The 23,288-nt window shown below is 33.5% G+C and carries 19 protein-coding genes and 1 riboswitch; of the genes, 4 read left to right on the forward strand and 15 right to left on the reverse strand.

Features of this window, described 5'->3' with window-relative positions:
- Positions 1-22 precede the first annotated feature (22 nt).
- The 5 genes from DYH56_RS12750 to glgB all read right to left on the reverse strand — a co-directional run bounded on the left by DYH56_RS12750 (position 23) and on the right by glgB (position 8,253).
- The gene (locus DYH56_RS12750) at positions 23-2,425 is read right to left on the reverse strand and encodes a glycogen/starch/alpha-glucan phosphorylase (protein ID WP_114643261.1); all 2,403 of its coding nucleotides are present in this window, start codon (positions 2,423-2,425) and stop codon (positions 23-25) included.
- Positions 2,426-2,445: 20 nt separating this feature from the next.
- Positions 2,446-3,873: a glycogen synthase GlgA gene (gene glgA, locus DYH56_RS12755; protein WP_114643262.1), complete on the reverse strand. Its 1,428-nt coding sequence runs from the start codon at positions 3,871-3,873 to the stop codon at positions 2,446-2,448.
- 53 nt (positions 3,874-3,926) lie between these two features.
- Positions 3,927-5,048, reverse strand: coding sequence for a glucose-1-phosphate adenylyltransferase subunit GlgD (glgD, locus tag DYH56_RS12760; protein ID WP_114643263.1), 1,122 nt, complete (start codon positions 5,046-5,048; stop codon positions 3,927-3,929).
- Positions 5,049-5,063: 15 nt separating this feature from the next.
- Positions 5,064-6,188 carry a glucose-1-phosphate adenylyltransferase gene (locus DYH56_RS12765; RefSeq protein ID WP_114643264.1) on the reverse strand — a complete coding sequence of 375 codons (1,125 nt, stop codon included), beginning with the start codon at positions 6,186-6,188 and terminating at the stop codon, positions 5,064-5,066.
- 178 nt (positions 6,189-6,366) lie between these two features.
- Positions 6,367-8,253, reverse strand: coding sequence for a 1,4-alpha-glucan branching protein GlgB (glgB, locus tag DYH56_RS12770; protein WP_114643265.1), 1,887 nt, complete (start codon positions 8,251-8,253; stop codon positions 6,367-6,369).
- A 266-nt stretch (positions 8,254-8,519) separates the two neighbouring features.
- Positions 8,520-8,617: riboswitch (purine riboswitch) on the forward strand.
- Positions 8,618-8,715: 98 nt separating this feature from the next.
- Between glgB and DYH56_RS12775 the strand changes: the two genes are divergently transcribed.
- Positions 8,716-10,827 (forward strand): glutamine synthetase III family protein, encoded by a 2,112-nt coding sequence (locus tag DYH56_RS12775; protein ID WP_114643266.1) that lies wholly within the window; start codon positions 8,716-8,718, stop codon positions 10,825-10,827.
- A gap of 36 nt (positions 10,828-10,863) precedes the next feature.
- Here DYH56_RS12775 and DYH56_RS12780 read toward each other — a convergent pair whose 3' ends face one another.
- The gene (locus DYH56_RS12780; protein ID WP_114643267.1) at positions 10,864-11,631 is read right to left on the reverse strand and encodes a sulfite exporter TauE/SafE family protein; all 768 of its coding nucleotides are present in this window, start codon (positions 11,629-11,631) and stop codon (positions 10,864-10,866) included.
- Positions 11,632-11,837: 206 nt separating this feature from the next.
- On the opposite strand from DYH56_RS12780, the gene DYH56_RS12785 reads away from it, so the two are divergent.
- Positions 11,838-12,422 carry a hypothetical protein gene (locus tag DYH56_RS12785; RefSeq protein WP_114643268.1) on the forward strand — a complete coding sequence of 195 codons (585 nt, stop codon included), beginning with the start codon at positions 11,838-11,840 and terminating at the stop codon, positions 12,420-12,422.
- Positions 12,423-12,468: 46 nt separating this feature from the next.
- On the opposite strand, the gene DYH56_RS12790 is transcribed toward DYH56_RS12785, so the two are convergent.
- The 5 genes from DYH56_RS12790 to DYH56_RS12810 all read right to left on the reverse strand — a co-directional run bounded on the left by DYH56_RS12790 (position 12,469) and on the right by DYH56_RS12810 (position 16,934).
- The gene (locus tag DYH56_RS12790) at positions 12,469-13,449 is read right to left on the reverse strand and encodes a class II fructose-bisphosphate aldolase (RefSeq protein ID WP_114643269.1); all 981 of its coding nucleotides are present in this window, start codon (positions 13,447-13,449) and stop codon (positions 12,469-12,471) included.
- Between the two features lie 80 nt (positions 13,450-13,529).
- Positions 13,530-14,003, reverse strand: a complete 474-nt coding sequence (locus tag DYH56_RS12795; protein WP_114643270.1) for an energy-coupling factor transporter transmembrane component T family protein — start codon at positions 14,001-14,003, stop codon at positions 13,530-13,532.
- Positions 13,987-15,258, reverse strand: a complete 1,272-nt coding sequence (serS, locus tag DYH56_RS12800; protein WP_114643271.1) for a serine--tRNA ligase — start codon at positions 15,256-15,258, stop codon at positions 13,987-13,989. The genes DYH56_RS12795 and serS overlap by 17 nt, the downstream gene beginning before the upstream one ends.
- Before the next feature lie 26 nt (positions 15,259-15,284).
- Positions 15,285-15,878, reverse strand: coding sequence for a TIGR03936 family radical SAM-associated protein (locus tag DYH56_RS12805; protein WP_114643272.1), 594 nt, complete (start codon positions 15,876-15,878; stop codon positions 15,285-15,287).
- 171 nt (positions 15,879-16,049) lie between these two features.
- Positions 16,050-16,934, reverse strand: coding sequence for a sulfite exporter TauE/SafE family protein (locus DYH56_RS12810; protein ID WP_114643273.1), 885 nt, complete (start codon positions 16,932-16,934; stop codon positions 16,050-16,052).
- A 299-nt stretch (positions 16,935-17,233) separates the two neighbouring features.
- Here DYH56_RS12810 and DYH56_RS12815 point away from each other — a divergent pair, with 299 nt between their 5' ends.
- Positions 17,234-18,463, forward strand: coding sequence for a glycosyltransferase family 4 protein (locus DYH56_RS12815; protein WP_114643274.1), 1,230 nt, complete (start codon positions 17,234-17,236; stop codon positions 18,461-18,463).
- Positions 18,464-18,556: 93 nt separating this feature from the next.
- Complete coding sequence (locus DYH56_RS12820; protein WP_114643275.1) at positions 18,557-19,372, forward strand: hypothetical protein; 816 nt, start codon at positions 18,557-18,559, stop codon at positions 19,370-19,372.
- A gap of 50 nt (positions 19,373-19,422) precedes the next feature.
- On the opposite strand, the gene DYH56_RS12825 is transcribed toward DYH56_RS12820, so the two are convergent.
- The 4 genes from DYH56_RS12825 to DYH56_RS12840 form a co-directional block, all read right to left on the reverse strand.
- Positions 19,423-20,937: a nicotinate phosphoribosyltransferase gene (locus DYH56_RS12825; protein WP_114643276.1), complete on the reverse strand. Its 1,515-nt coding sequence runs from the start codon at positions 20,935-20,937 to the stop codon at positions 19,423-19,425.
- A 129-nt stretch (positions 20,938-21,066) separates the two neighbouring features.
- Entirely contained in the window at positions 21,067-21,639 is a 573-nt protein-coding gene (locus DYH56_RS12830) for a VC2662 family protein (RefSeq protein ID WP_114643277.1), read from the reverse strand.
- A gap of 7 nt (positions 21,640-21,646) precedes the next feature.
- Positions 21,647-22,318 (reverse strand): hypothetical protein, encoded by a 672-nt coding sequence (locus DYH56_RS12835; protein ID WP_114643278.1) that lies wholly within the window; start codon positions 22,316-22,318, stop codon positions 21,647-21,649.
- Positions 22,319-22,442: 124 nt separating this feature from the next.
- A complete protein-coding gene (locus DYH56_RS12840) occupies positions 22,443-23,063 on the reverse strand; it encodes a protein-L-isoaspartate(D-aspartate) O-methyltransferase (protein WP_114643279.1) in 621 nt (206 codons plus the stop codon).
- Between the last annotated feature and the right edge of the window lie 225 nt (positions 23,064-23,288).

A 23,288-nucleotide genomic window follows, 5' to 3' on the forward strand; every position in this document is an offset into this window, starting at 1 on the left:
AGTTTTACCAGCGGACTATTTTTTAATTATCTATACCCCATATCTCTTTTGCATATTTTCTTATGGTATTGTCACTGGAAAAATATCCGGATTTTGCAATATTTTTAACTACCATGGAGTTCCATTTATCGCGGTCACGGTAAATTTTATCAATTTTTCTATGGGTTTCTAAGTAGGTATTGAAATCTTTTAGAACAAAATACCTATCCCCATCTATTAGATGACTGTATATACTTGAAAAATCTCCTCCAAAGGTTCCATCTCGCAGCATCTCTACAACTGTCTTTAATTTAGGGTTTGTCTCTAAAAATTTTATCGGATCATAAGATTGTTTTTTCCTTATCTCTTTCAATTCCTTATATTCCAATCCAAAAATAAATATATTTTCCTCTCCTACAGCTTCCTTCATCTCAACATTAGCTCCATCCAGGGTTCCTATAGTCAAGGCTCCATTCATCATAAATTTCATATTTGAAGTTCCGCTGGCTTCCATTCCAGCAGTGGATATCTGTTCACTGAGATCACTTCCAGGGATTATTATCTGAGCTTTACTTACACTATAATTTGGGATAAATACCACCCTTATAAATTTATTGACCCTCTCATCATCATTGACCAGATTTCCTACAGAATTGATCAACTTTATAATTCTTTTAGCCAAATAATAACCAGGAGCTGCCTTGGCTGAAAATATAAATGTCTTAGGATGCATCGTAAAGTCTTTATCTTCAAGGATCTCCCTGTATAAATAGATTATATGCAGGATATTCATCAGCTGCCTTTTATATCCATGCATCCTTTTCACATGGGTATCAAAGATAGAATTAACATCCACTTCTATTCCTGTTTCCTCCCATATAAATTTAGCTAATTTTTTTTTGTTTTCCAATTTTATTCCCTCTATCTTCTTACAAAAACTCCTATCCTGCGAAAATTCAGCTAATTTTTCCAAAAGATTTGGGTCATCTTTCCAACTATACCCAATTACATCATCTATCAATGTTGTCAATGCTTTGTTTGATTTTAATAACCACCTTCTATGGGTTATTCCATTGGTCTTATTATTAAATCTCTCTGGATATAATTCATAAAAATTTTTAAATATTTTTTTTGTTAAGATCTCTGTGTGTAACTTTGATACTCCATTTATAGAATGGCTCCCTACAATGGCTAGATGTGCCATATTTATTACTCGATCTTTAATAATGGCAACCTCCATAACTCTGTCCCAGTCATCATATTTTTGATAGACCTTATTACAAAATCTTCTATTAATTTCTTCAATTATCATATATACCCTGGGAATTAATTTCTGAACCTTATCTATCTCCCACTTTTCCATAGCTTCAGTTAAAATTGTGTGATTGGTATAAGACATTACTTTTTTTGTAATCTCCCAAGCTTCATCCCAGTATACTTTTTTTTCATCTATCAAGATCCTCATAAACTCTGCAATACAAAGGGCAGGATGGGTATCGTTTATTTGTATATTAAAGGTTTCAGGAAATTTACTTGGTCTGATACCTTTCTTAGAGTTATAGCTCACTATACTCTGTAATCCCGCACTGACAAAAAAATACTCCTGTTTTAACCGGAGCAGCCTCCCACTTTCAGTGGCATCATCTGGATATAATAATTTTGAGATAGCTTCAGCCTTTCTTTTTTGTTCATCTAATTCTGAAAATGTACCGTAATTAAAAGAATTAAAATCAAAATCATTCCCCTGTATTTGAGCTTTCCATAATCTCAGATTATTCACAACCTTATTATTATAGCCTACAACAGGGATGTCATAGGGAACCGCTAAGATTGTTTCATATCCAGTATGAATAGGTGTCAGGTACCCCTCTGTCTCTTTTAAAGTTATCTCTCCATAAAATTTTATCCTTTGTGATTCATGACTTTTTTTAGTTTCCCAAACAAATCCATTTTTCAACCAATTATCAGGACCCTCTATCTGTTCCCCATTGACTATTTTTTGTTCAAACAAACCATAATCATACCTTATACCACATCCATGTCCCGGTATTCCTATAGATGCCATAGAATCTAAAAAGCAGGCAGCCAGTCTTCCTAAACCACCATTCCCGAGACCTGGTTCAGCATCATATTTTTCAAATTCATCTAAATCTAAGCCTAATTCATCCATAACTTCCATACATAGATCTTCTAAACCTAAATTAATTATATTGGTACACATCATCTTCCCCAATAAAAATTCCAAGGAAAAATAATACACTTGTTTTTCTTTTCCAATCCTATAATTTTCATTTTTTTTCAGCCAGTTTTCCGAAAGATATCCCTTTATAACTGTGGCAAAAATCTCATACTGATCTTCCTTAGACGTGTCTATAAATTCCTTCGTAAACATTATCATAGCCACTTTTTTTAAATCTGATAGGATCTTTTGTTTTGTAATATTCATATATTCCCCCTATCCTCTCTTTATTTTTTATTTATCAATTCCTTATATATCTTCTTATATTCCTTAGCTGCATTTGCCCAGCTGCTCTTTCTTTCCATGGCATTTTTAACCAGCTTATCCCAGTGTTCTTTCTTTTCATAAATTTTTAAAGCATACTTTAAAGTTTCCAGCAGTTCATGAGCATTATAATTTCTAAATCCAAAACCTGTTCCTGTCCCCTTAAATTCATTATATGGAATAACGGTATCCTTCAATCCTCCCGTTTCCCTTACAATAGGTATTGTCCCATATCTCATAGAGATCAATTGTGACAATCCACAGGGCTCAAATAATGATGGCATCAAAAACATATCCGATCCAGCATATATTTTTTTAGCCAGTGTACTGTCAAAGGTAATATTGGCTGATAATTTAGACGGGTATATATGTGCATAATATTTAAATAGGTCTTCAAATTGAATATCTCCAGTTCCCAATACAACCAGCTGTATATCTAAAATCAATAACTCTTCCAATATGTGTGCTATCAGATCCAGACCTTTTTGTCCGGTGAGCCGTGTGACAATGCCAATAACCGGGATATTTTCACTCTCTAATAAACCCAGCTCTCTCTGTAGAGCTAATTTATTCTCTATTTTTTTTTCCCTTGTAGAGATCCCGTATTTAGTGTGAAGTTCCTTATCTTTTCTGGGGTTAAAAGTTTCATAATCTATACCATTTACTATTCCTGTAACTTTATAATCCAGTTTTTGAAAGAGACCGTGGAGACCCTCACCAAAAAAAGGATACTTTATCTCATTGGCATATGTATCACTTACTGTAGTTATATAGTCGGAAAAGGTAATCCCACCCTTCATATAGGAGATGGCATCGTTAAATTTTAATTTTTCCTCATCAAAATAATAATCACTTAAACCTAAGATATCATGGAGGGTTTGCTTACTGTATACTCCCTGAAACTTAAGATTATGTATCGTATATACCACCTTTATATCTTTATATTTTTCCCCGTAAAATGCTTTTAAAAATACAGGAATTAAAGCTGACTGCCAGTCATTGCAATGGATAATATCAGGTACAAAATCCATATGTTCAATAGCATCTATTACTGCCCTGGAAAAATATGAAAACCGCTCACCATCATCAAAATATCCATAGGCATTGGGACGGTTAAAATAGCCCTCATTGTCTATAAAATAAAATGGAATTTTATCATATTTCATCCTATAAAGACCTACATATTTCTCCCTCCAAGATACCTTAGTTGTAAACTTGGATATCAATTTCATTCCGCTACGATATCTATCGTGAATACTTGTGTATTTAGGCATAATCACCCTGATATCTGTAGTTTTCACAAGGGCTTTTGGAAGGGAATGTGCAACATCTCCTAACCCTCCACTCTTGGCAAAGGGATGCGCTTCACTGGTTACAAATAATATTTTCATAATATTCTCCTTTTTTTCTTAAAATGCTGGCTCATAGAGCCAGCAAAAATATTTTATCCGTCTAAGAGTGATTTTTTTTCTATTATCAGCGGAAATTCTTCCGATCCAATCACTTTTTGATATCTGCTAATTGTTACATTTTTATCTATAATCACATTTTTTATCTCCACACCCTCTTCAATTATACAAGATTGTAAAATTATACTGTTTTCTATGGTGGCACCTTTTTTTATTACTACCCTTCTTCCTATTATACTATCTTTCACCGATCCCTTTACAATACATCCGTTAGCTATAAGAGAATTAGATACCTTAGAATCAGGTTTATAGATAGCTGGGGGAGTATCGTTAATTTTTGTAGATATCCCTCCGTTGCTCAGGAGAAGTTCCTCTCTGATTTCTTTTTTTAGTATATCTTTATTTGCTCTAAAATAATTTTTTGTAGAATCAATAAATTTAGCATATCCGGTAAACTCGTATAGATTGATGGAAATTTTATGGATATTATGTTCAATAAATTTATTTAAATCCCCTACAAGGCCATTCTGTACCCCACTCATGAGAAAATCTATTAGGAGATCTTTTCTTATAATTTTTATCTCCAAAGATATATTTGTTTCCTCCCGAGAATCCACGACCACTCCAAATTTTTTTATTTCTTTATTTTCATTGAGTATTATACTTGTAGATCCCCTGTACGTCTTTATATCCTTATCTATTTTTTTATACACTAGAGTGAGATCTTTTCCTGATTTTTCATGGGAATCTATAATAGACCGCAGGTCTATATTAGCCACTAAATGAGATGAACACAGCACAACATTCTTTTCTTTACTCTTATATAAATATTCTAAGTTAGATCTAAAGTTTTCTACATTTGATTTTCCAATTTCAGAATCAATGGTAGGATGCATCAAAAATATTCCACCATTTTTTCTGTTCAAATCCCAAAACTGCCCTCCTCTTATATGATCCCGGAGTGATCTTACATAACTGTGCGGAACTACTATTCCTACGTTTGAAATCCCAGCCCTAGTCAGATTTGTCAGGGAAAAATCAATTATTCTATACCTTCCTGCAAATGGAATAGATGCAATTGGTCTGTATTTTGTAAGTCCCCTTATATCATTAGTGTTTTGAGAAGCCAGTATTAATCCCATATATGATTTCGCCATAATCTTCCTCCAAATTTATTTTATAGTTTTATTTTGTGGTATAACCTTTATTGTAGTATCTCCAGCATGGGTTCCAGACAGAACATTTGTATTTTCTCCTACTATAACTCTATCCAAGATTACCCCCCTTCCTATTTTTACATTTGGAAATAACACTGAATTTTTAACTATAGCTCCCTCTTCAATAATTACTCCGGGAAATAATACGGTACTCTTTATAGAACCATAGACTTCACATCCATCTACTACCATGGAATTCTCTACTACAGCATTTTCACCGAAATACGCAGCGCCTTTTGGTTCTCCAGATGTATATATCTTCCAATCATTTGTATGTAAATTTAAATCATTATTTTCATCCAATAGATCCATATTAGCTTCCCATAAACTATTGATAGTTCCCACATCTTTCCAATATCCCTTAAATGGATGGACAATCATTTTCAGCCCGTCATCTAACATCTTAGGCAGGATATTCATCCCAAAATCATTTGCTGAATCGGAATTTTTTTCATCTTCAATTAAATACTTTTTTAATTCCGACCATTTAAAGATATAGATCCCCATAGAGGCTAAATTACTTTTTGGTTTTTCTGGTTTTTCTTCAAATTCATATATTATATTGTCATCTCTGACATTCATTATCCCGAACCTTGTAGCTTCTTCTAAAGTTACTGTTAAGGCAGCAATTGTTACATCTGCCCCTTGTTTTTTATGTTCTTTTAACATCTTATTATAATCCATTTTATAGATATGATCCCCAGATAATATGAGTACATGATCCGGGTCATATCTGTCTATATACTGGATATTCTGGTAGATTGCATTAGCGGTTCCTTTATACCAGGCTCCTCCCTCTTCAGTTGTATATGGCGGGAGGATTGCTGTCCCCCCGTGCATACTATTCAGATCCCAGGCTGAACCTGTTCCTATATGTGTATTTAATAAAAATGGTCTGTACTGGGTAAGTATTCCCACAGTATCTATTCCTGAATTTGTACAATTACTCAATGGAAAATCTATAATTTTATATTTGCCACCAAAATCAACTGCTGGCTTCGCTACGTCTAAAGTTAAAGGCACCAACCTGCTCCCTTGTCCCCCTGCCAATAGCATAGCTATCATCTCTTTTTTTCTCATCTATCTCTCCCCCCTATGAATGTTTAACCCTGTGAATGTTTAACCCTGTGAATGTTTAACTTTTTAGACATCTTATCACAATTCCCTTATATTTAACTAGGTGAATCGAGTATTTTTTAATCTATATGCTATAAAAAATTGTTCTTTTTTTTAACAATGGTGTATTTTATTTTATTATTTAAAATTTGGGTTTCAGGTAAATTACTGAAAGAGGAGCTATATTTATCTCTATATGGCAAAGTTCTTTATCCACACCGCCCCATCTGGGTTTCAATATTTCCAAATTCACTCTACCCTCTCCTCCATATTTAGAAATATCACTGTTTAATACCTCTTCATAATCAACAAATCTAGGCACTCCCATCTTATGTTTGGAATAATGAACAGGGGTAAAATTATATACCGCTATTATAAAATCGTCCCTCTCCTCACTCTTTCTCATAAAAGAAACTACCCCACAGTCATTATTATTCGCTTCTAACCAATGAAATCCTTCATATGAATGATCAATTTCCCAAAATGATTTTTCCTTCCTATAAAAAAAGTTTAAATTTTTAACAAATTCTTGTAATTCTCTGTGTTTTTCAAGCTCCAACAACTGCCATTCTATAGACTCATAAAACCTCCATTCTAAAAACTGACCGATCTCTCCCCCCATAAAAAGAAGTTTTTTCCCGGGGTGGGCCATCATATACCCCAAAAGGAGTCTTAAACTTGCAAATTTGTCCACATAGTAACCTGGAAATTTTTCTATAAGAGATTTTTTCCCATGAACTACTTCATCATGGGAAAAAGGCAGAACATAATTTTCTGAAAAAGCATAAACTATGGAGAATGTAATTAAATTATGGTTGAATTTTCTATTGATGGGATCTAACTCCATATATTTTAAAACATCATTCATCCATCCCATATTCCATTTGTAGTTAAAACCTAATCCATTTTCTTTCTTTCCTTTAGTTACATTTGGCCAGGATGTAGATTCTTCTGCTATCATAAGTGCATTTGGAAATTCTTTAAATATCTCTGTATTTAATTTTTGCATAAAATCAATTGCCCATAAATTCTGATTTCCGCCATCTTTATTTTTTAACTCCGGGCTGGATTCCTTGCAAAAATCCAAATACAGCATATTAGATACCGCATCTACCCTGAGACCATCTATATGATACTCCTTCATCCAGAATATAGCATTTGATATTAAAAAACTGTGGATCTCTCGTTTGGATAGATCAAAGTTACAAGTTCCCCACTGTTCATTTTCTCCCAGTAGAGGATTGCTGTACTCATATGTTGTGGTTCCGTCAAACCTGTATAAACCATGAGCATCTTTACAAAAATGTCCCGGCACCCAGTCTAAAATAACTCCTATCCCATATCTATGTAATTCGTCTATTAGGTACTTAAAATCTTCAGGTATTCCATGTCTGCTGGTTGCCGAAAAATATCCTGTACCCTGGTACCCCCAGGAATCATCCAAAGGGTATTCCGCTACAGGCATAAGTTCCACATGGGTATACCCCATTTCAGAGACATACTTAGGCAGTTCTTCCGCTAATTCTCTATAGGTCTGGAAATTTTCCCTTCCCTGGGGTTTTTTCCAGGATCCCAAATGAACTTCGTATATATTCATTGGATTTTTATATGGTTCATAGGATTTTTTATTTGCCTTCCACTCCTGGTCATTCCAAGAATAATTTTCTAAATCCCATACTATTGAGGCTGTATTTGGTCTTAATTCTGAATATAATGCATAGGGGTCTGATTTTACAAGCTTTTCACCACTCCATGTTTCAATAACGTATTTATACTTTTCTCCTTTTTTTATCCCGTCAATTTGAAGAATCCAAAAGTCATTAACTTTTTCCATCCTATGACTATTTTGATCCCAATTATTAAAATCTCCTACCACAGAAAGCCCCTTGGCGTTGGGAGCCCAAACTCTAAAAGATACTCCATCATCATTTATGTGTGCTCCTAAAAAAGAATATGACCTAAAATGGTTACCTTCGTGAAAAATGTGAGCATCAAACTCTATTTTTTTTTTTTCTTCATCATATTTCATAGCTATCCCCTTTGTCTGTTAAGTTTATTATATAGTAGGAGTATACCCCAACTACGGCATGTTTACAAAAAAAAATTGCTTTTTTCCTAAAAATTTGTTATACTGCTCTAAATAAGTTGGTACAAATAATAAAATTCGGAGGTTAAGCAGATGTTTTTTAAAAAAATTCACAAATTAAACATGTTCATATCAAGCTTTGCTTCAAACACGGACTCAGTAAAAATTGTTTCTTATAGGGGATAGTGACTTCATGTCACTGCCCCCCTTTTTAAAATTTATATAAAACTTATATATCCCCATAATATGGTTGGGAGTTTCTAGGGTTTACCACAAATTAACCACTATAAGTGAATTTTATGCCGCTATCGTCCGAGGCTTGTTTTTCGCTTTACTTAAAAACATGTCTTGTTTTTTTTTATAAATTAATCGCAATAAACATTTAAACAACTTTAGGAGGTCAAGATGAAAAAAATTATTACTGAAACTAAAAGTTTACCTGAAATTTATGGAGATTATTGCTTTGACAAAACTACCTTAAGGCAGCGTGTCCCAAAGAGTGTATTCAAAGAATTTTTAGAGGTGCAAAATGGTAGAAAGGAATTGACTCTTTCCATTGCTGAGGTAGTAGCCAATGCCATGAAAGATTGGGCCATTGAAAAAGGAGCTACTCATTATACCCATTGGTTCCAACCATTAAATGGACTGACTGCAGAAAAACACGATTCTTTTGTATCTCCTATCGGAGACGGACAGATCATAATGGAATTTTCGGGAAAGGAGTTAATTAAGGGAGAATCAGATGCATCTTCATTTCCAAGCGGCGGACTGAGATCTACCTTTGAAGCCCGTGGATACACTGCATGGGATACTACCTCTCCTGCGTTTTTAAAGGATGACAATACGGGGATCACACTATATATTCCAACTGCTTTTGTTGCCTATACAGGAGAGGCCTTGGATAAAAAAGTACCTCTGTTAAGATCTATGAATGCCATTGAAAAACAGGCTCTTAGAATCTTAAGGATTTTAGGAAATAATACTTCCAAGCATATTACTACATGCTTAGGAGCAGAGCAGGAATATTTTTTAGTTGAAAAAAATCTATTTAACAAAAGATTGGATCTGGCTCATACGGGAAGAACATTGTTTGGAGCAAAACCTGCTAAATCACAGGAGCTTAGAAGTCATTATTACGGAACTATAGAGGAAAGAGTAGCTGCCTTCATGAGGGAATTGGACTTCGAATTATGGAGACTGGGGATTCCTTCTAAGACTAAACATAACGAAGTAGCTCCCAACCAGTTTGAGCTTGCACCTATTTATAGCACTACAAATGTTGCTACCGACCAAAACCAGCTTGTGATGGATACTATAAATAAAATGGCCAGCAGACATGATTTAGTGGCATTATTACATGAAAAACCATTTGCAGATGTAAATGGTTCCGGTAAACACAATAACTGGTCTTTGGCTACCGATGATGGAATCAACCTATTTGAGCCAGGAAAAAATCCTAAAGAAAATGCACAGTTTTTAATTTTTATTGCCGCTGTTATAAAGGCCGTGGATAAATATGCGCCGCTCCTCAGACTTTCTACTGCAAGTGCATCCAATGACAACAGATTAGGAGGACATGAAGCTCCCCCGGCTATTATCTCAATCTTCTTAGGAGATGAATTAGAAACTATCTTCAAGAAGACCGATGAAAAATTAAAAACCAGAAATAAATTAGAAATTGGTGTAGATTCTTTACCTAAGCTGCCTATGGATATCACCGACAGAAACAGAACATCTCCATTTGCCTTTACTGGAAATAAATTTGAATTTAGAATGCCTGGATCCAGTCAAAGTACATCTACTCCCAACGTTATGTTAAATACAATCATGGCCGATGTGTTAAAAGAATTTGCCGATGAATTAGAGGGAATGGAAGATAAGACTAAGGGAATTCAAAAATTAGTATCTAAAACATATAAAGAACACAAAAGAATAATCTTCTCCGGAAATGGTTATGGGGAAGAGTGGGTGAAGGAAGCTGAGAAAAGGGGACTGCCTAATTTAAAATCTACAACAGATGCATTGGGAGCTTATACTACTCCTGAAACAATTGAGTTATTTGGAAGACACGGAGTATTATCCGAGGGAGAATTAATTTCCAGATACAATATCTATGCTGAAAATTATTATACTCAAATAGTGACAGAATCAACTGTGATGATTAAGATGGCTGTCCAAGATATCTATCCGGCATCAAACAGGTATGCTCTGGAGCTGGCTGAAATAATTAAAAAATCTTCTAAAATATTAGGAGAAGAATTTACAGTAACTCAGGAAGAACTTCTGGCTTATATTTTAAAAAATAATGCAGAGTTGTATAAATCTTCCAAAAAACTGGAAGAAAAATTAGAGGAGTTAAATAATTTAGAAAACATCACCTTGAGAGTTAATTTTACTAAAGATGAACTTTTACCTCTCATGAAAAAATTAAGAACTCATGGAGATAATTTAGAAGGTGTGGTAGAACATAAGATGTGGCCATTCCCGACTTATGAAGAGTTATTATTTAAATTATAAACTTAAAAAAAGAGCGAAGAAATTCGCTCTTTTACTTTATACTAAGCTGCTTACCACATTGTAAAAATTTAAGATCACCAGGGCTATTATAGCAGTATTAAATATTTTATGAATTATTTCATGACTCAATTTATGATTGAAATGAGCTCCTATAAATCCTCCTAAAATCCCGCCGGGAATCATCACATAGAGCATAGACAGATCATATCTGCCAAACCCGCCTCCTGCAAAAATCAAAATTAATTTTGCAAACTGAGACAATAAAATTATCAATATTGAAGTTATAGCAGCTTTTTTTATATCCATATTCATAAGTAAAACCAGCACCATTACATTTATAGGTCCTCCTCCTACCCCCAGAAAAGATGCTATAGTTCCAAGGGTCATTCCTATCAAAAACAATACCGGATAATTTTTTAGATGGTATTTCGGAAAATTTTCTTTAAATAAAACCAATATCAGCAGCCCCGCTAAGATAAATCCCTGAATCGCTGTGGCAAAACCTTCATTATTTAAAGTTTTCAAAAAAACACCAAATAATGAATTCCCAATTCCACCACCTAATATTGATCCTGCTGTTATTATCAGCATATTTTTTTCCACTTTAAATCCTTTCTTCATTTGTTTTCCTGTAGATACAACAGCCATGGAGAAGACCGTAAAGGAGGAGAGTATCCCAATAGTAGTAAGATCATAAGTTCCTATAGCGTCTAAAACCGGCTTTATAACCACTCCCCCGCCTAATCCAACCAATGATCCAAAAATTGTTGCTAACAGCCCAATACCAAAGTATAATATCATCATTTTTTTTCCACCTTTATAAAATTAATATATGTATATATTCATGATAGGCTAATCTTTTATTTCTGTCAACTCATGCCGCTTTAACACCTTCTTTCTTTGTTATTTTAAGCAGGATTTATTCATCTAACTTAGCAGAAAAATAGTATATATTGCATATGTCTAAATTATGTAATATAATTTAGTATTAAAGTTAAGGAGTGGTTAAAATGATTTTTAAAAACTTGAAAAACGAAATAAAATTAGATGAACTTTTCAGATTTGATGAAAAAACCAATTCTTATATAATAGATATTTCCATAGATAACTATGGAACTCTATATAGTTCTCTTGATTTTTCACCTTTTAAAAACAGGGATTTAGATGACGAATTGATCATTTATTTAGAGCATTCTGTAGAGGATATTCCCTTTAAGTACAACATTTTACTGAACATAAATATGCCTCAAAATATCTATGATGAAGTTCAGGAAACCAGAGGAATAAAGGAAATAAAAAACTATTTTTCATATCTGCACAGGAAAAAAAAAAGAGAGATCTATGAGTATTACAGATCCGCTGTGAGAAGTTTTGTTTTAGGCATTTTGTTTATTTTTGCAGTTTCTTTTATTAAAAAAAATTTTGCTGTCACACGGGTAGTATGGCAGTTAATTATAGAAGGATTTTATGTAGGAGGATGGGTATTCCTCTGGGAATTCTTTTCACTGCTTTTTCTAGAACCTAATAGTAAAAGGAGAAAATTAAAGCAGTATCAAAGAGTTCTCGATTCTAAGATCACCTGTACCTATCATTAAATAAATCAAAAAAGGAGATAGCCTGGCTATCTCCTTTTAAATTTAATTATTTAGTTCCTTTTTTATAAGCACCTTCAGAACCGAATACATTTTCGATTTTTTCCATATAGAAATCTCTCATGTAGTTCTTTGCCGGTGTTAAATATTTTCTAGGATCAAATTCTTTTGGATTCTTAACAAATACTTCTCTGATTCCTGCAGTAAATGCTAGTCTACCATCTGTATCAACATTGATCTTAGCAACTGCTGATTTTGCAGCTCCTCTTAATTGCTCATCAGGGATACCTATAGCATCTTTGATCTCTCCACCAAACTCTTTTATCATTGAGATAAATTTAGCTGGTACAGATGATGACCCGTGTAATACGATAGGGAATCCAGGTATCTTAGTTTCAATTTCAGCTAAGATATCTAACTTTAACTTAGGATCGTCTCCTGGTTTAAATTTATGTGCTCCATGTGAAGTTCCGATTGAGATAGCTAATGAATCTACTCCAGATGCCTTTACGAATTCTTCTACTTCATGTGGTTGTGTGAAGATATGCTCTTCTGCTTCTACTTCATCTTCGATTCCAGCTAAAACACCTAATTCAGCCTCTACAGTAACACCATGTGCATGTGCATATTCTGCAACTTTTTTAGATTCAGCAATATTTTCTTCAAATGAATGATGAGATGCATCGATCATTACAGAAGAGAATCCCCATTCGATACAATCTTTAGCCTGCTCGAAAGATGATCCGTGATCTAAATGTAAAGCGATAGGGATATCTGATCCCATATCTCTTGCAACATCTACTGCTGCTTTAGCTAACATAGGTACTACCGTTCTTCCCATATAAGTTCTTGCTCCACCTGAACATTGTAATATAACTGGTGATCCTTTTAATGCAGCAGCTTCTACGATTGCTAACATCTGCTCCATGTTGTTGAAGTTAAATGCAGGTACTGCATATCCCTCTTTATTTGCTTTAGCAAACATCTCTTTAGTGTTCACTAATCCTAAATCTTTGTAATTATATCTCATAATTACCTCCTCTTTTATATTTGAGTTTTTCTACTATTAATAATACCAAATTTAATATATAAAAGCAATCTTTTGAAAGATTATATTTTACCCTCTATTTGCTTTAAAATATGTCTAAAAAACGCCTTGAATTTCATTCTCTTCTTAAATAGAACAAAAACCTCTGGAACTAATTCTATAATAGTATCTGTTAATTCGTTATATCTTTTGAATCTGCCGGTAAATATATTTTGTGCATTTATTAGCCACGAAATAAGCAGGATATCAAAAATCCTCAAAAAATTGATCCCTACCTGGGTAACTCCCCTCCAGGTAATATAAAAATTATAAAACTTGAAGATCACTTCACCATCCTGGATCATGACTAACTGAAACAATATTGTAGTAAAATAGAGGAGAAAGACATATTTCATTCTCTTTATGGAATTTTTTAAATTTTTGTTAAATAGCAGGTTTGAAAAAATCATCAAACCTGCTACTATTATTAATATATATATATTAGATGTAAGGATGGTAAGTAGGAGTATAAAAATTATACTACTTTTTAACAACATCTAATCCGCCCATATATGGCTTAAGAGCTTCTGGAATTAAGAAACTTCCATCTGCCTGCTGGTAATTTTCCATAACAGCTAATAAAGTTCTACCTACTGCTAATCCAGATCCATTCAATGTATGAACAAATTCACTCTTTCCGCCTTCAGCAGGCTTAAATCTAAGACCCATTCTTCTGGCTTGGAAATCTCCACAGTTAGAACAAGATGAGATCTCTCTATATGTATCTTCAGATGGTAACCATACTTCTAAATCATATGTTTTAGTTGCTGAGAACCCAATGTCTCCTGTACATAATTGAACTACTCTATATGGTAATCCTAGTTTTTGTAATACAGTCTCTGCATTTACTACCATTTTTTCTAATTCCTCGTTTGAGTCATTAGGATGAGCTAACTTTACCATCTCAACTTTATTAAATTGATGCTGTCTGATTAATCCTCTGATATCCCTACCGTATGATCCTGCTTCCCTTCTGAAACAAGGTGAAAATGCAGTGTAGTATTTAGGAAGATCTGTTTCTGATAAAGTTTCTCCTCTATGGATATTTGTTAAAGTTATCTCTGAAGTTGAGATTAGGTACATATCATCTTCAGTTTTATACATATCGTCACCAAATTTTGGCAGCTGGCCAGTCCCTTCACATATTTCAGGTTTTACTAAAATTGGTGTAAGGTGCTCTGTATATCCATGCTCTGTAGTATGCAGATCTAACATAAAGTTTATTAATGCTCTCTCTAATCTAGCTCCTGCTCCTCTATATAGAGTAAATCTGGATCCTCCTAATTTTACTCCCCTTTCAAAGTCTAATATTTCCAATTCCTCTCCTAATTCCCAGTGAGGTTTAACATCAAAATCAAACTTTGCAGGCTCTCCCCAAGTTCTAACTAAAATATTATCAGTGTCATCGTTTCCAACTGGTGTAGACTCATGATATACATTTGGAATAGTCATTTGGAAATATCTGATTTCCTCTTCTATTACAGATAATTTCTTGTCTATTGCTTTGATACTAGAGCTTACATCACCCATCTCTTCGATAATATGAGATGCATCTTCTCCTGCTCTCTTTAATTTACCTACCTCTTGTGAAGCATTATTTCTCTTATATTTTAAAGTTTCTACCTCTGATAGTAACTCTCTTCTTTCCTCATCTAACTGCTCAAATCTATCTAAATCTATCTTAGCATTTCTATTCGCTAAAATTCCCTTTAAAAATTCAATATTATTTCTGATATACTTTAAATCTAACATATTCTATCCCTCCATATTTTTATTTTTTATTTACTTTTTTTATACCCCATTCTTGTAACTTTTAGATCTTTACTGTCTATTTCAGCCAGTGCAAATAAACCTTTAGGAGAAATATTATACAACTCTAAAAAGATCTTGTTTCCAATTCTTTTTAAATCTCCTATTTTCTCTTTTAAGTTTCTTTCTTGGGTTTTCCCTCTTTTTTCCCTTACCTCAATTATTTCATCACTGTTTAATAGGTTTTCCAGAGTATCTATATCCGCTGTGCTTCCCTCTATCTCATAGATTAAAATGTCAAAATCATTGGCTATTCCTGATTTTTTAGGGACATCATAGATCTCATGAAACTTAAATCCCTCAGGTGAGTTTGAATTTAGAAGTTCTAAGATCTCCTCATTGGATAGTTCAGAAATTATCTCAGCATCCATCAATTCATTGTACGCTTCATCTCCCAGTGACACAGGGTTTCCAAAGGACAACTTCGGTCTGGGGGTAAACCCTTCCGAATGTTTTATAATGATACCCGTTTTCTTAAAGAGTCTCTCTAAAAATCTTATAGTATCTAAATGAGAGATGTATTTCATATCTCCTACTCTATCAAAGACTATTCTTTTTTTCATATGCATCTCCTCTTTATCGCTTATTATATCTGACAATTCTAACATAAACCATTGAAAAGTTCAATGAAAAGAAATCCCTCAAAAAAAAATCAAAGCCCACGAAAAGACTAGTTGTCTTCTCCATGGACTTTTTTTTATATCTATTAAGAGATATTAGTGTGTTTTATTCGATCAAACTTTAAGTGGATCTTGACTTTTAGATGAAAAAGCATCTTTCAATAAATTTAACGAGGTATAAAGAACAACTCCCATAACAACCCAAGTTAAAATATTAATAGGTAATGATTTAACTAAATAAGCTGCTACAACAACTCCAATCGATCCAAATATTGTACTCCATAGAGTCGCTTCTCTATGATAGGCACCTTCACGGATAAACTTAGCAGTAGCTGCGGGCATTAAATATGCACATGATCCCATCATAATAGGGAAGGCAACTAACGGACTTAATCCCAGAGCGTATACCAAAGCCATACAGGGAGCATAAAGCCCTATTCCAAGGGTCATAAGTGCACCCAATACAAAGTTACCTATAACTGCTATAACCAATTTAACACCAGAGAGACCAACAGCGTCTCCACCAGATGGAAGTATTCCTAATTTACCGGCCAACATAATCGCTGCAACAATTATTAAAGCTATACCCATATAAAGCTGGACCTTCTTTTCGTCCAATTTAGATACATATCCCGCACCTAAAAGAGCTCCTAAAGTGGCAGCTACAAGCATAGATACAAGGGTGATTAAATCGACCTTTACATCTTTGATAAAAATAAGTGCTTCAATAACGATGGGAATAGTCATAGCCGCATTTAAAGTTCCGGGGATAATCCTGTCATTGACCAATTTAAACTGCTTAAATATAGCAGTCATAGGTGCAAATCCACCTATTCCAAGTGTGTCAAAAAAACAGATTATAAATCCAATACCACTTAGGGCTACTTTATTTTCCTTCTCTAATCTATTATTTATCTTAGCTTCTTTATAGTCTTTAAAAAAGACCATCAAATACCACAATCCCATACAAGATAGGATTCCTAATAAAATCTTAACCATATTTCCTCCTTCTACAAAAAACAATATATGTGAAAATAATACCATAATTTGAACAAATTTACCACTTTTTTGTTCCGAATACAATACATCGAAGTCGCTTATAAAACACTAAGAATCCCTAAATAACAACAAGAATTTCTATATAAATTAAAAAATAGCTTAAGTAACGCTTAAAAACTAATGTGATGATGGGTTAATCTACCCACGCCTTTTGTCTTCTTAATCTTTTCCCTATTGTAAAAATTATCTATTTTAGTTAAAATATAATAGAAGCTTTTTAATATCTAGGAGGGAATTCAATGAAAATTCTTCATATTATATCTCAAAAACCAAGTGATACTGGCAGCGGGATCTATTTACAAAACATAATAAAAGAATTTACCGGTTTAAATCATTCTCAAAGTTTAGTTTACGGCGGTGAATCCCAAGGAAATTTAAAAGATATCGATGTTTTCTCCACCTATGAAGTTGTTTTTAACAGTTCTGAACTACCCTTTCCAGTTGCCGGTATGAGTGATACCATGCCGTATAAAAGTACCATCTATAAGGAAATGGATAATTCCATGGTGAGTCTTTATGAAGCTGCCTTTAAAAAACAAGTTTTAAAAGCTGTGGAGGAGTTTAGCCCGGATTATATCCTCTGTCATCATCTGTATTTTTTGACTGCATTAGTTAAGGAATGGGTCAAAGATATTAAGATCATTGGATTTTGTCATGGAACCGACCTCAGGCAAATGAGGTCACATAATTTAAAAAATAGTTTTATCCGTGAAAAAGTTAAAAAATTAGATAAAATTATAGCCCTGCACGAAGTTCAAAAAAAAGAGATCCAGGAGATCTACAATGTCGAACCTCATAAAATTATCCCCCTTGGAATAGGATTTGATAATAAAATTTTTCATCCTTTAGATACAGAAAAAAATAATGAAATAATCGATATTATCTTTACCGGTAAGATCTCCTATGCTAAGGGGATCCAATATTTAATAGAGGCTTTTTCTTCCCTTAAAACAGATAAACAAATAAGGCTTAACTTAATTGGAATGGGGCATGGTGTGGAATATGAAAACATCTTATCCCAAAGTAAAGGCAGTAAAAACGAGATAAAATTTTGGGGGATGGTTGATCAAATTAAACTAAAGGAAATCTACAATAAGGGTCATATATTTATCCTTCCGTCCCTATATGAGGGCTTACCCTTAGTTTTAGTAGAAGCTCTAGCCTGCGGGCTGAGGGTTATCACATCTGATCTTCCCGGGATAAAACCTTGGTTTGGAGATGTGATCAACAATTCAAATATGATAACATATATAGATATTCCTGAGAGAGTCTCCCAGGATCAGTTAAAAAAACAAAATGAAGATGTTTATAAAGAAAATATAAAGAGGGCCCTTTTAAATTCTTTAGATACTCTCCATCATATGGATCATGATATTTCTTTAGATCGATTCACTTGGAAAAATTTAACCTCTCAACTGGATGATATTTTAAAAAATATAAAAAAGCAACGTGACATTGCATCCAGATAGGCATAATCTAGGGGTATATAATTTTATAAGGTTAAGATATAAAAAAATTTAAGTTTGTATCAATTATTTAACATAAAAAACAGGAGGAATCATATGAACTTTAAATGTAAATGCGGGACCAAATACAGGGCTAAAACACCTGAATTTACAGGGGATATAGAGGCTGTAATCTACACCGACGGGGTAGTGGAAGGAGCTGTGACTCCTAGAAAAATAGATGTTTTTATATGTGATACCTGCAAAAAAATCAAATCTGTAAGTGAATGTGAACAAATTGAGGAAGTGGGAAAAACTCTCCTAGAACCCACAACTGAAGAATATTTAGAAATTTTAAAAGATGAAAAATTTAAAAATCTAAATATCAGAATAAAGACCTGGCAAAGATCCAATGATAAGTACAGGGAAATCGACTCCCTGGATGATCTCAAAGTAAAGGTAGAACTTTTAAAAGCAACCATTTCACAGATACCTTCTATAACTCATTTTAACCAGTATATCGCTAAGATGGTGAAAAAGAAAGAAGCCCTTTCCGATGAAAATTCCATAATTATAGTGGAAGAAAAAATAAATGAATTAATCCAAAAAAGAGAGGAAGTTTTTGGCAGATTGAAGGAAAAAAATCACCTGAATAACATCACAAGTCAGATTAAAGAGATGGAAGAAATAGGAGAGGCAGAAGTGGTTTATACCTCCCAGGAAAAAGAAAATATGAAAATTCTTTTAGACACCTTAGGAGGGAGCAGTGCCGAAAAGATTTTGAAAGCAGAACTTTATAGAAATTTAGGAGAATTTGAAAAATCTACAGTTGTAGCCGGGGAAATCACTGAAAAACAATATGAAAAAATTAAAGACCTTATAAAAAATTTAAGTGAAAGAAAATTAAAAAAACCAGCTAGATTGAACTCTTAAAAAACAGGCAAAAAGACCAGAAAATTAAATTTTCTGGTCTTTTTCTATTTCTATATTTCACCCTTAATTTGTTTACTTATCTTATTTATAAGTTTATATTTTAGTTTTTTCAAATCATGAGATAGATTCACCTTATATTTATGAGGATTTTCCAATCTCTTCCTTTCGGTAGATATTTTTTCCAATTCTTTTAAATAATAATCCCTTGAGTTTTTTATATCTTTTAACTTTAGATATTCTTTCGTTATTTGACCATCTTTCACATATACTTTGGTAAGTTTTTTATGGGTATATTCCCCCCCTGCCAGACTAACACTTTTAAAATCATAATTTTCATCCATAAGTTCTATAGTATCATCATTCATCAACAATTTTTTATCCTTGTCTCCATCAACTAAAGTTATTAAATCTGCGTAAGCCAGGCCATTTTTATCATATAGCCTGTATACCTCTTTAAAACCAGGATTTGATATTTTAATAATATCTTCAGATAATTTTATTACCGATTTATCATCAACTTCTACAATCTTATATACTCCTCCAAAACAAGGATTAGACTTACTTACAGCAATGGCATCTCCCACACCATAGGAATCTACAGCGACATCCTGCTCCTTCAGAGCTCTTATTAAATTTTCATCCAGCCCATTAGTCAGAACTATTTGAGCCTTATGCAGGGATGCCTCATCCAATAATTCCCTGCATTTTTTAGACAGGTATGCTAAATCCCCTGAGTCAATCCTTATACCATAAGTTCCCTCATAGGAATCATCTATCCCAGCATCCTGAAATGAATCAATTGCATTTTGAATCCCTATCTTCAATGTATTATAGGTATCGATCAAGAGAATAAGGGGGTTATTTTCACCCCTTCTATTTTTTATAAATTTATCAAAAGATTCTTTTTCAGCTTCCCTTCCAACACCAAAAGTCTGAATATATGAGTGTGCCATCGTTCCTACACTGGGTATACCATATTTATACTCTGTAACGATATTTGAATGAGTCGCACATCCGCCAATGTAGGCTGCTTTATTCCCATCCACAGCAGAAGTAAACCCATGAGCTCTCCTGCTTCCAAATGATAGCACAGGGGTAGGATGAGCAGCTCTGCTTACCCGGGATGCCTTTGTGGCTATAGCTATCTGCATATTCATTATATTTAAAATAGGTGTTTCTAAAATCTTAGCCTGAATTATAGGAGCTTTTATAGTTATGATCGGCTCATTTGGGTATGCTATTTCCCCGTCTCTCATAGCATATATATCCCCTGTAAATTTTAACTTTACCAAGTATTCCAATAATTCTTCTTCATGAATAAGGAGAGAAAAATACTTTCTTTTTTCCTCCTCACTTGTACTATTTAAAACCTCTATTAATTTAATTACTTCATGAATCCCGGAAACTACGGCTAAGCCGCCATCCTCTGTTTTACGAAAGTACATATCAAAAACGGCTACCTTTTCCTGCATTCCTTCCTTTAAAAAAACATCACTCTCTGTATATTGATACCTATCGGAATTTATTACGTTTGCAAATTCACTTAAAAGTTGTCTATCTTTCATAGTTTCCCCTCTTTTATTTATTTATTTAAAATCTTAAAAAATTATTTAGTTAAAATCTTAAGACCCATGATAATTTACCTTTTAATCTATGCAATTTATGTTCATTTTTTTTTAATCCTTACTCTGCTTCTAAAGCTTCCAGTTAAAATTAAAAAAAGGCATCACCGGTAAAACACCGTTCTTGGCAAAGTTTAAGAACCCTATCTGGATACCATTTATCCGGTCTGTAACATTTATAAGTCCCAATTGAAAAAATGCTTCCACAGAATAATTGATTACTCCCAATTCATAGTCTGAATAAGATTTGGAATAATTAAGGATCCCTAATTTTAATCCTGTAAACTCCTTTGTAAGGTTTGCTGCTCCTATTAGAACTCCCTTACTATCTCCACCATGAAGATTAACAAGCCCCAGACCGACTCCTCTAAATTCAGTATTAACTTTGTTAAATATTCCTGCTCCTAAAAATATTCCCCCCTGCAGACCTGTAAATTCGTCCACTTCACCGGCAAATATATTAAAATCAACCCCTGTAACTTTTTCTGTAGTTCCAAAAAATACCGGTACACGCAAGCCCACAACTTCTTCTCCCTTACCTATATTCAGAGTAGGAGTTAATCCCAGTTGAAAATTTGTAGTTTCACTAAAAGTCGTTATTGTTATGCTAACCACCAAGCTTAAAAATAATATTAATTTCTTCATTCTCCCCCTATAATTCTGTTTCAAAAAAGAATGTCACATTATTTGATCCGCCATCTACCCCATTAATAATCCCAAATATTCCTGATCTATGTAAAATTCCCATTCCAATATAGGTGTCTTCTAAATCATCCATTCCGGTAATATCCTTGACATTAAAAGAAAGGGTAATATCTAAATAATTTAAATAATTAGAGTTATTTTCATGATATTGATCGTATCTTTCTAAGTTGGTTATCCTGCTTGTATAAGATAAGCCTTCTGAAACACCCAACCTTGTACGTACATATTTATCCCATGGAAACTCCGTCCAGTATATTTTTATACCAAAGTTTATCTCATAGGAATTGTCATTTGTATAATAATCTGTTTCTTCACCGCTATAATCGTTAAAATGGGTAATAAAGCTGCTCTGTATGGTCACATCCACCGGAAAATCATAGGGTCTCTTATACACATATCTTTCCACCTGTATACCGGCAATTTTACCATGGTTTGGATCTTCCTTGAAATCCTTAAAGCTTATTAAATCTCCTAAATATGATTTTGTAGCCAGTCCATATAGGGGTCTGATTATATATTTATTCCCATCTACATCAAATGCCTTTCTTTTCTTTCCTTCTGTTTCTCCATAAAGATTCAAAGAAAGAAAAATTATTAAAGTAATGATTAGTTTTTTCATAAAATTTGTCATTCTCCTTCTTATGAACGCCATATGGAATTATTGTACCATAATTATTAAATTTATTTTTTAAGAAATTTATTTTTTTTTATAGTTTTTTATCAAAAAAATCTTTTTTCTAAATTTATTTGATCATGGGCACAAACCTTACATAAATTAAACCAGTTACAGAAAATTTATCCGTATCATTTCTCTCTATATAAATTAACTGTTGACTGAATCCGCCTAGAGGAAGGATCATCCTCCCCCCTATTTTTAGCTGTTCCATTAAAATTTTTGGAATTTCCACAGGGGCCGCCGATACTATTATCGCATCATAGGGAGCCTTTTTTTCATACCCTTCAAACCCGTTTTTTTTCAACACCTCTATATTTTTATAGCCTAACTGCTTGAGTTTTTTCTTGGATTCCGAATAAAGATGAGAATCCACCTCCAAGGTAATAACCTGTTTTGCAATTTTAGAGATGAGTGCCGCTTCATATCCCGATCCGGTTCCCACCTCTAAAACTATATCGTCTTTTTCTATCTTTAATTTTTCCATCATATAAGCTACAATATACGGCTGGGAAATTGTCTGTCCGGATCCAATGGGCAGAGGATAATCATTGTAGGCAAATTCTATTTCTTCTTCCCTGACAAAAAGATGCCTTTCAACCTCTAAAAATGCAGCTATTACCCTGGGATCCTTTATCCCGCGATAAGACAGTTGATTTTCTACCATGGCTTTTCTTATTTTTTCAAACATCTTTCCTCCCTATTTGTAAATAATTTTTTTTATTAATTTTCCTTGATAACTCAATGTATCTATTAAGTTTTTAACTTTGTTAATTTGACAAATAATTGCTTATTTATGGATATTTCATAGTATTTAATACTGAAAACAAGAATTTTTGTATAGCAAACAAACGTCCTCACTATTTTTTTTGAAGGCCTTATTCCCTCAATATTCTTATGGCAACTACCCTCCCAT

The sequence above is a fragment of the Psychrilyobacter piezotolerans genome (assembly GCF_003391055.1).
Classification (GTDB): Bacteria; Fusobacteriota; Fusobacteriia; order Fusobacteriales; family Fusobacteriaceae; genus Psychrilyobacter; species Psychrilyobacter piezotolerans.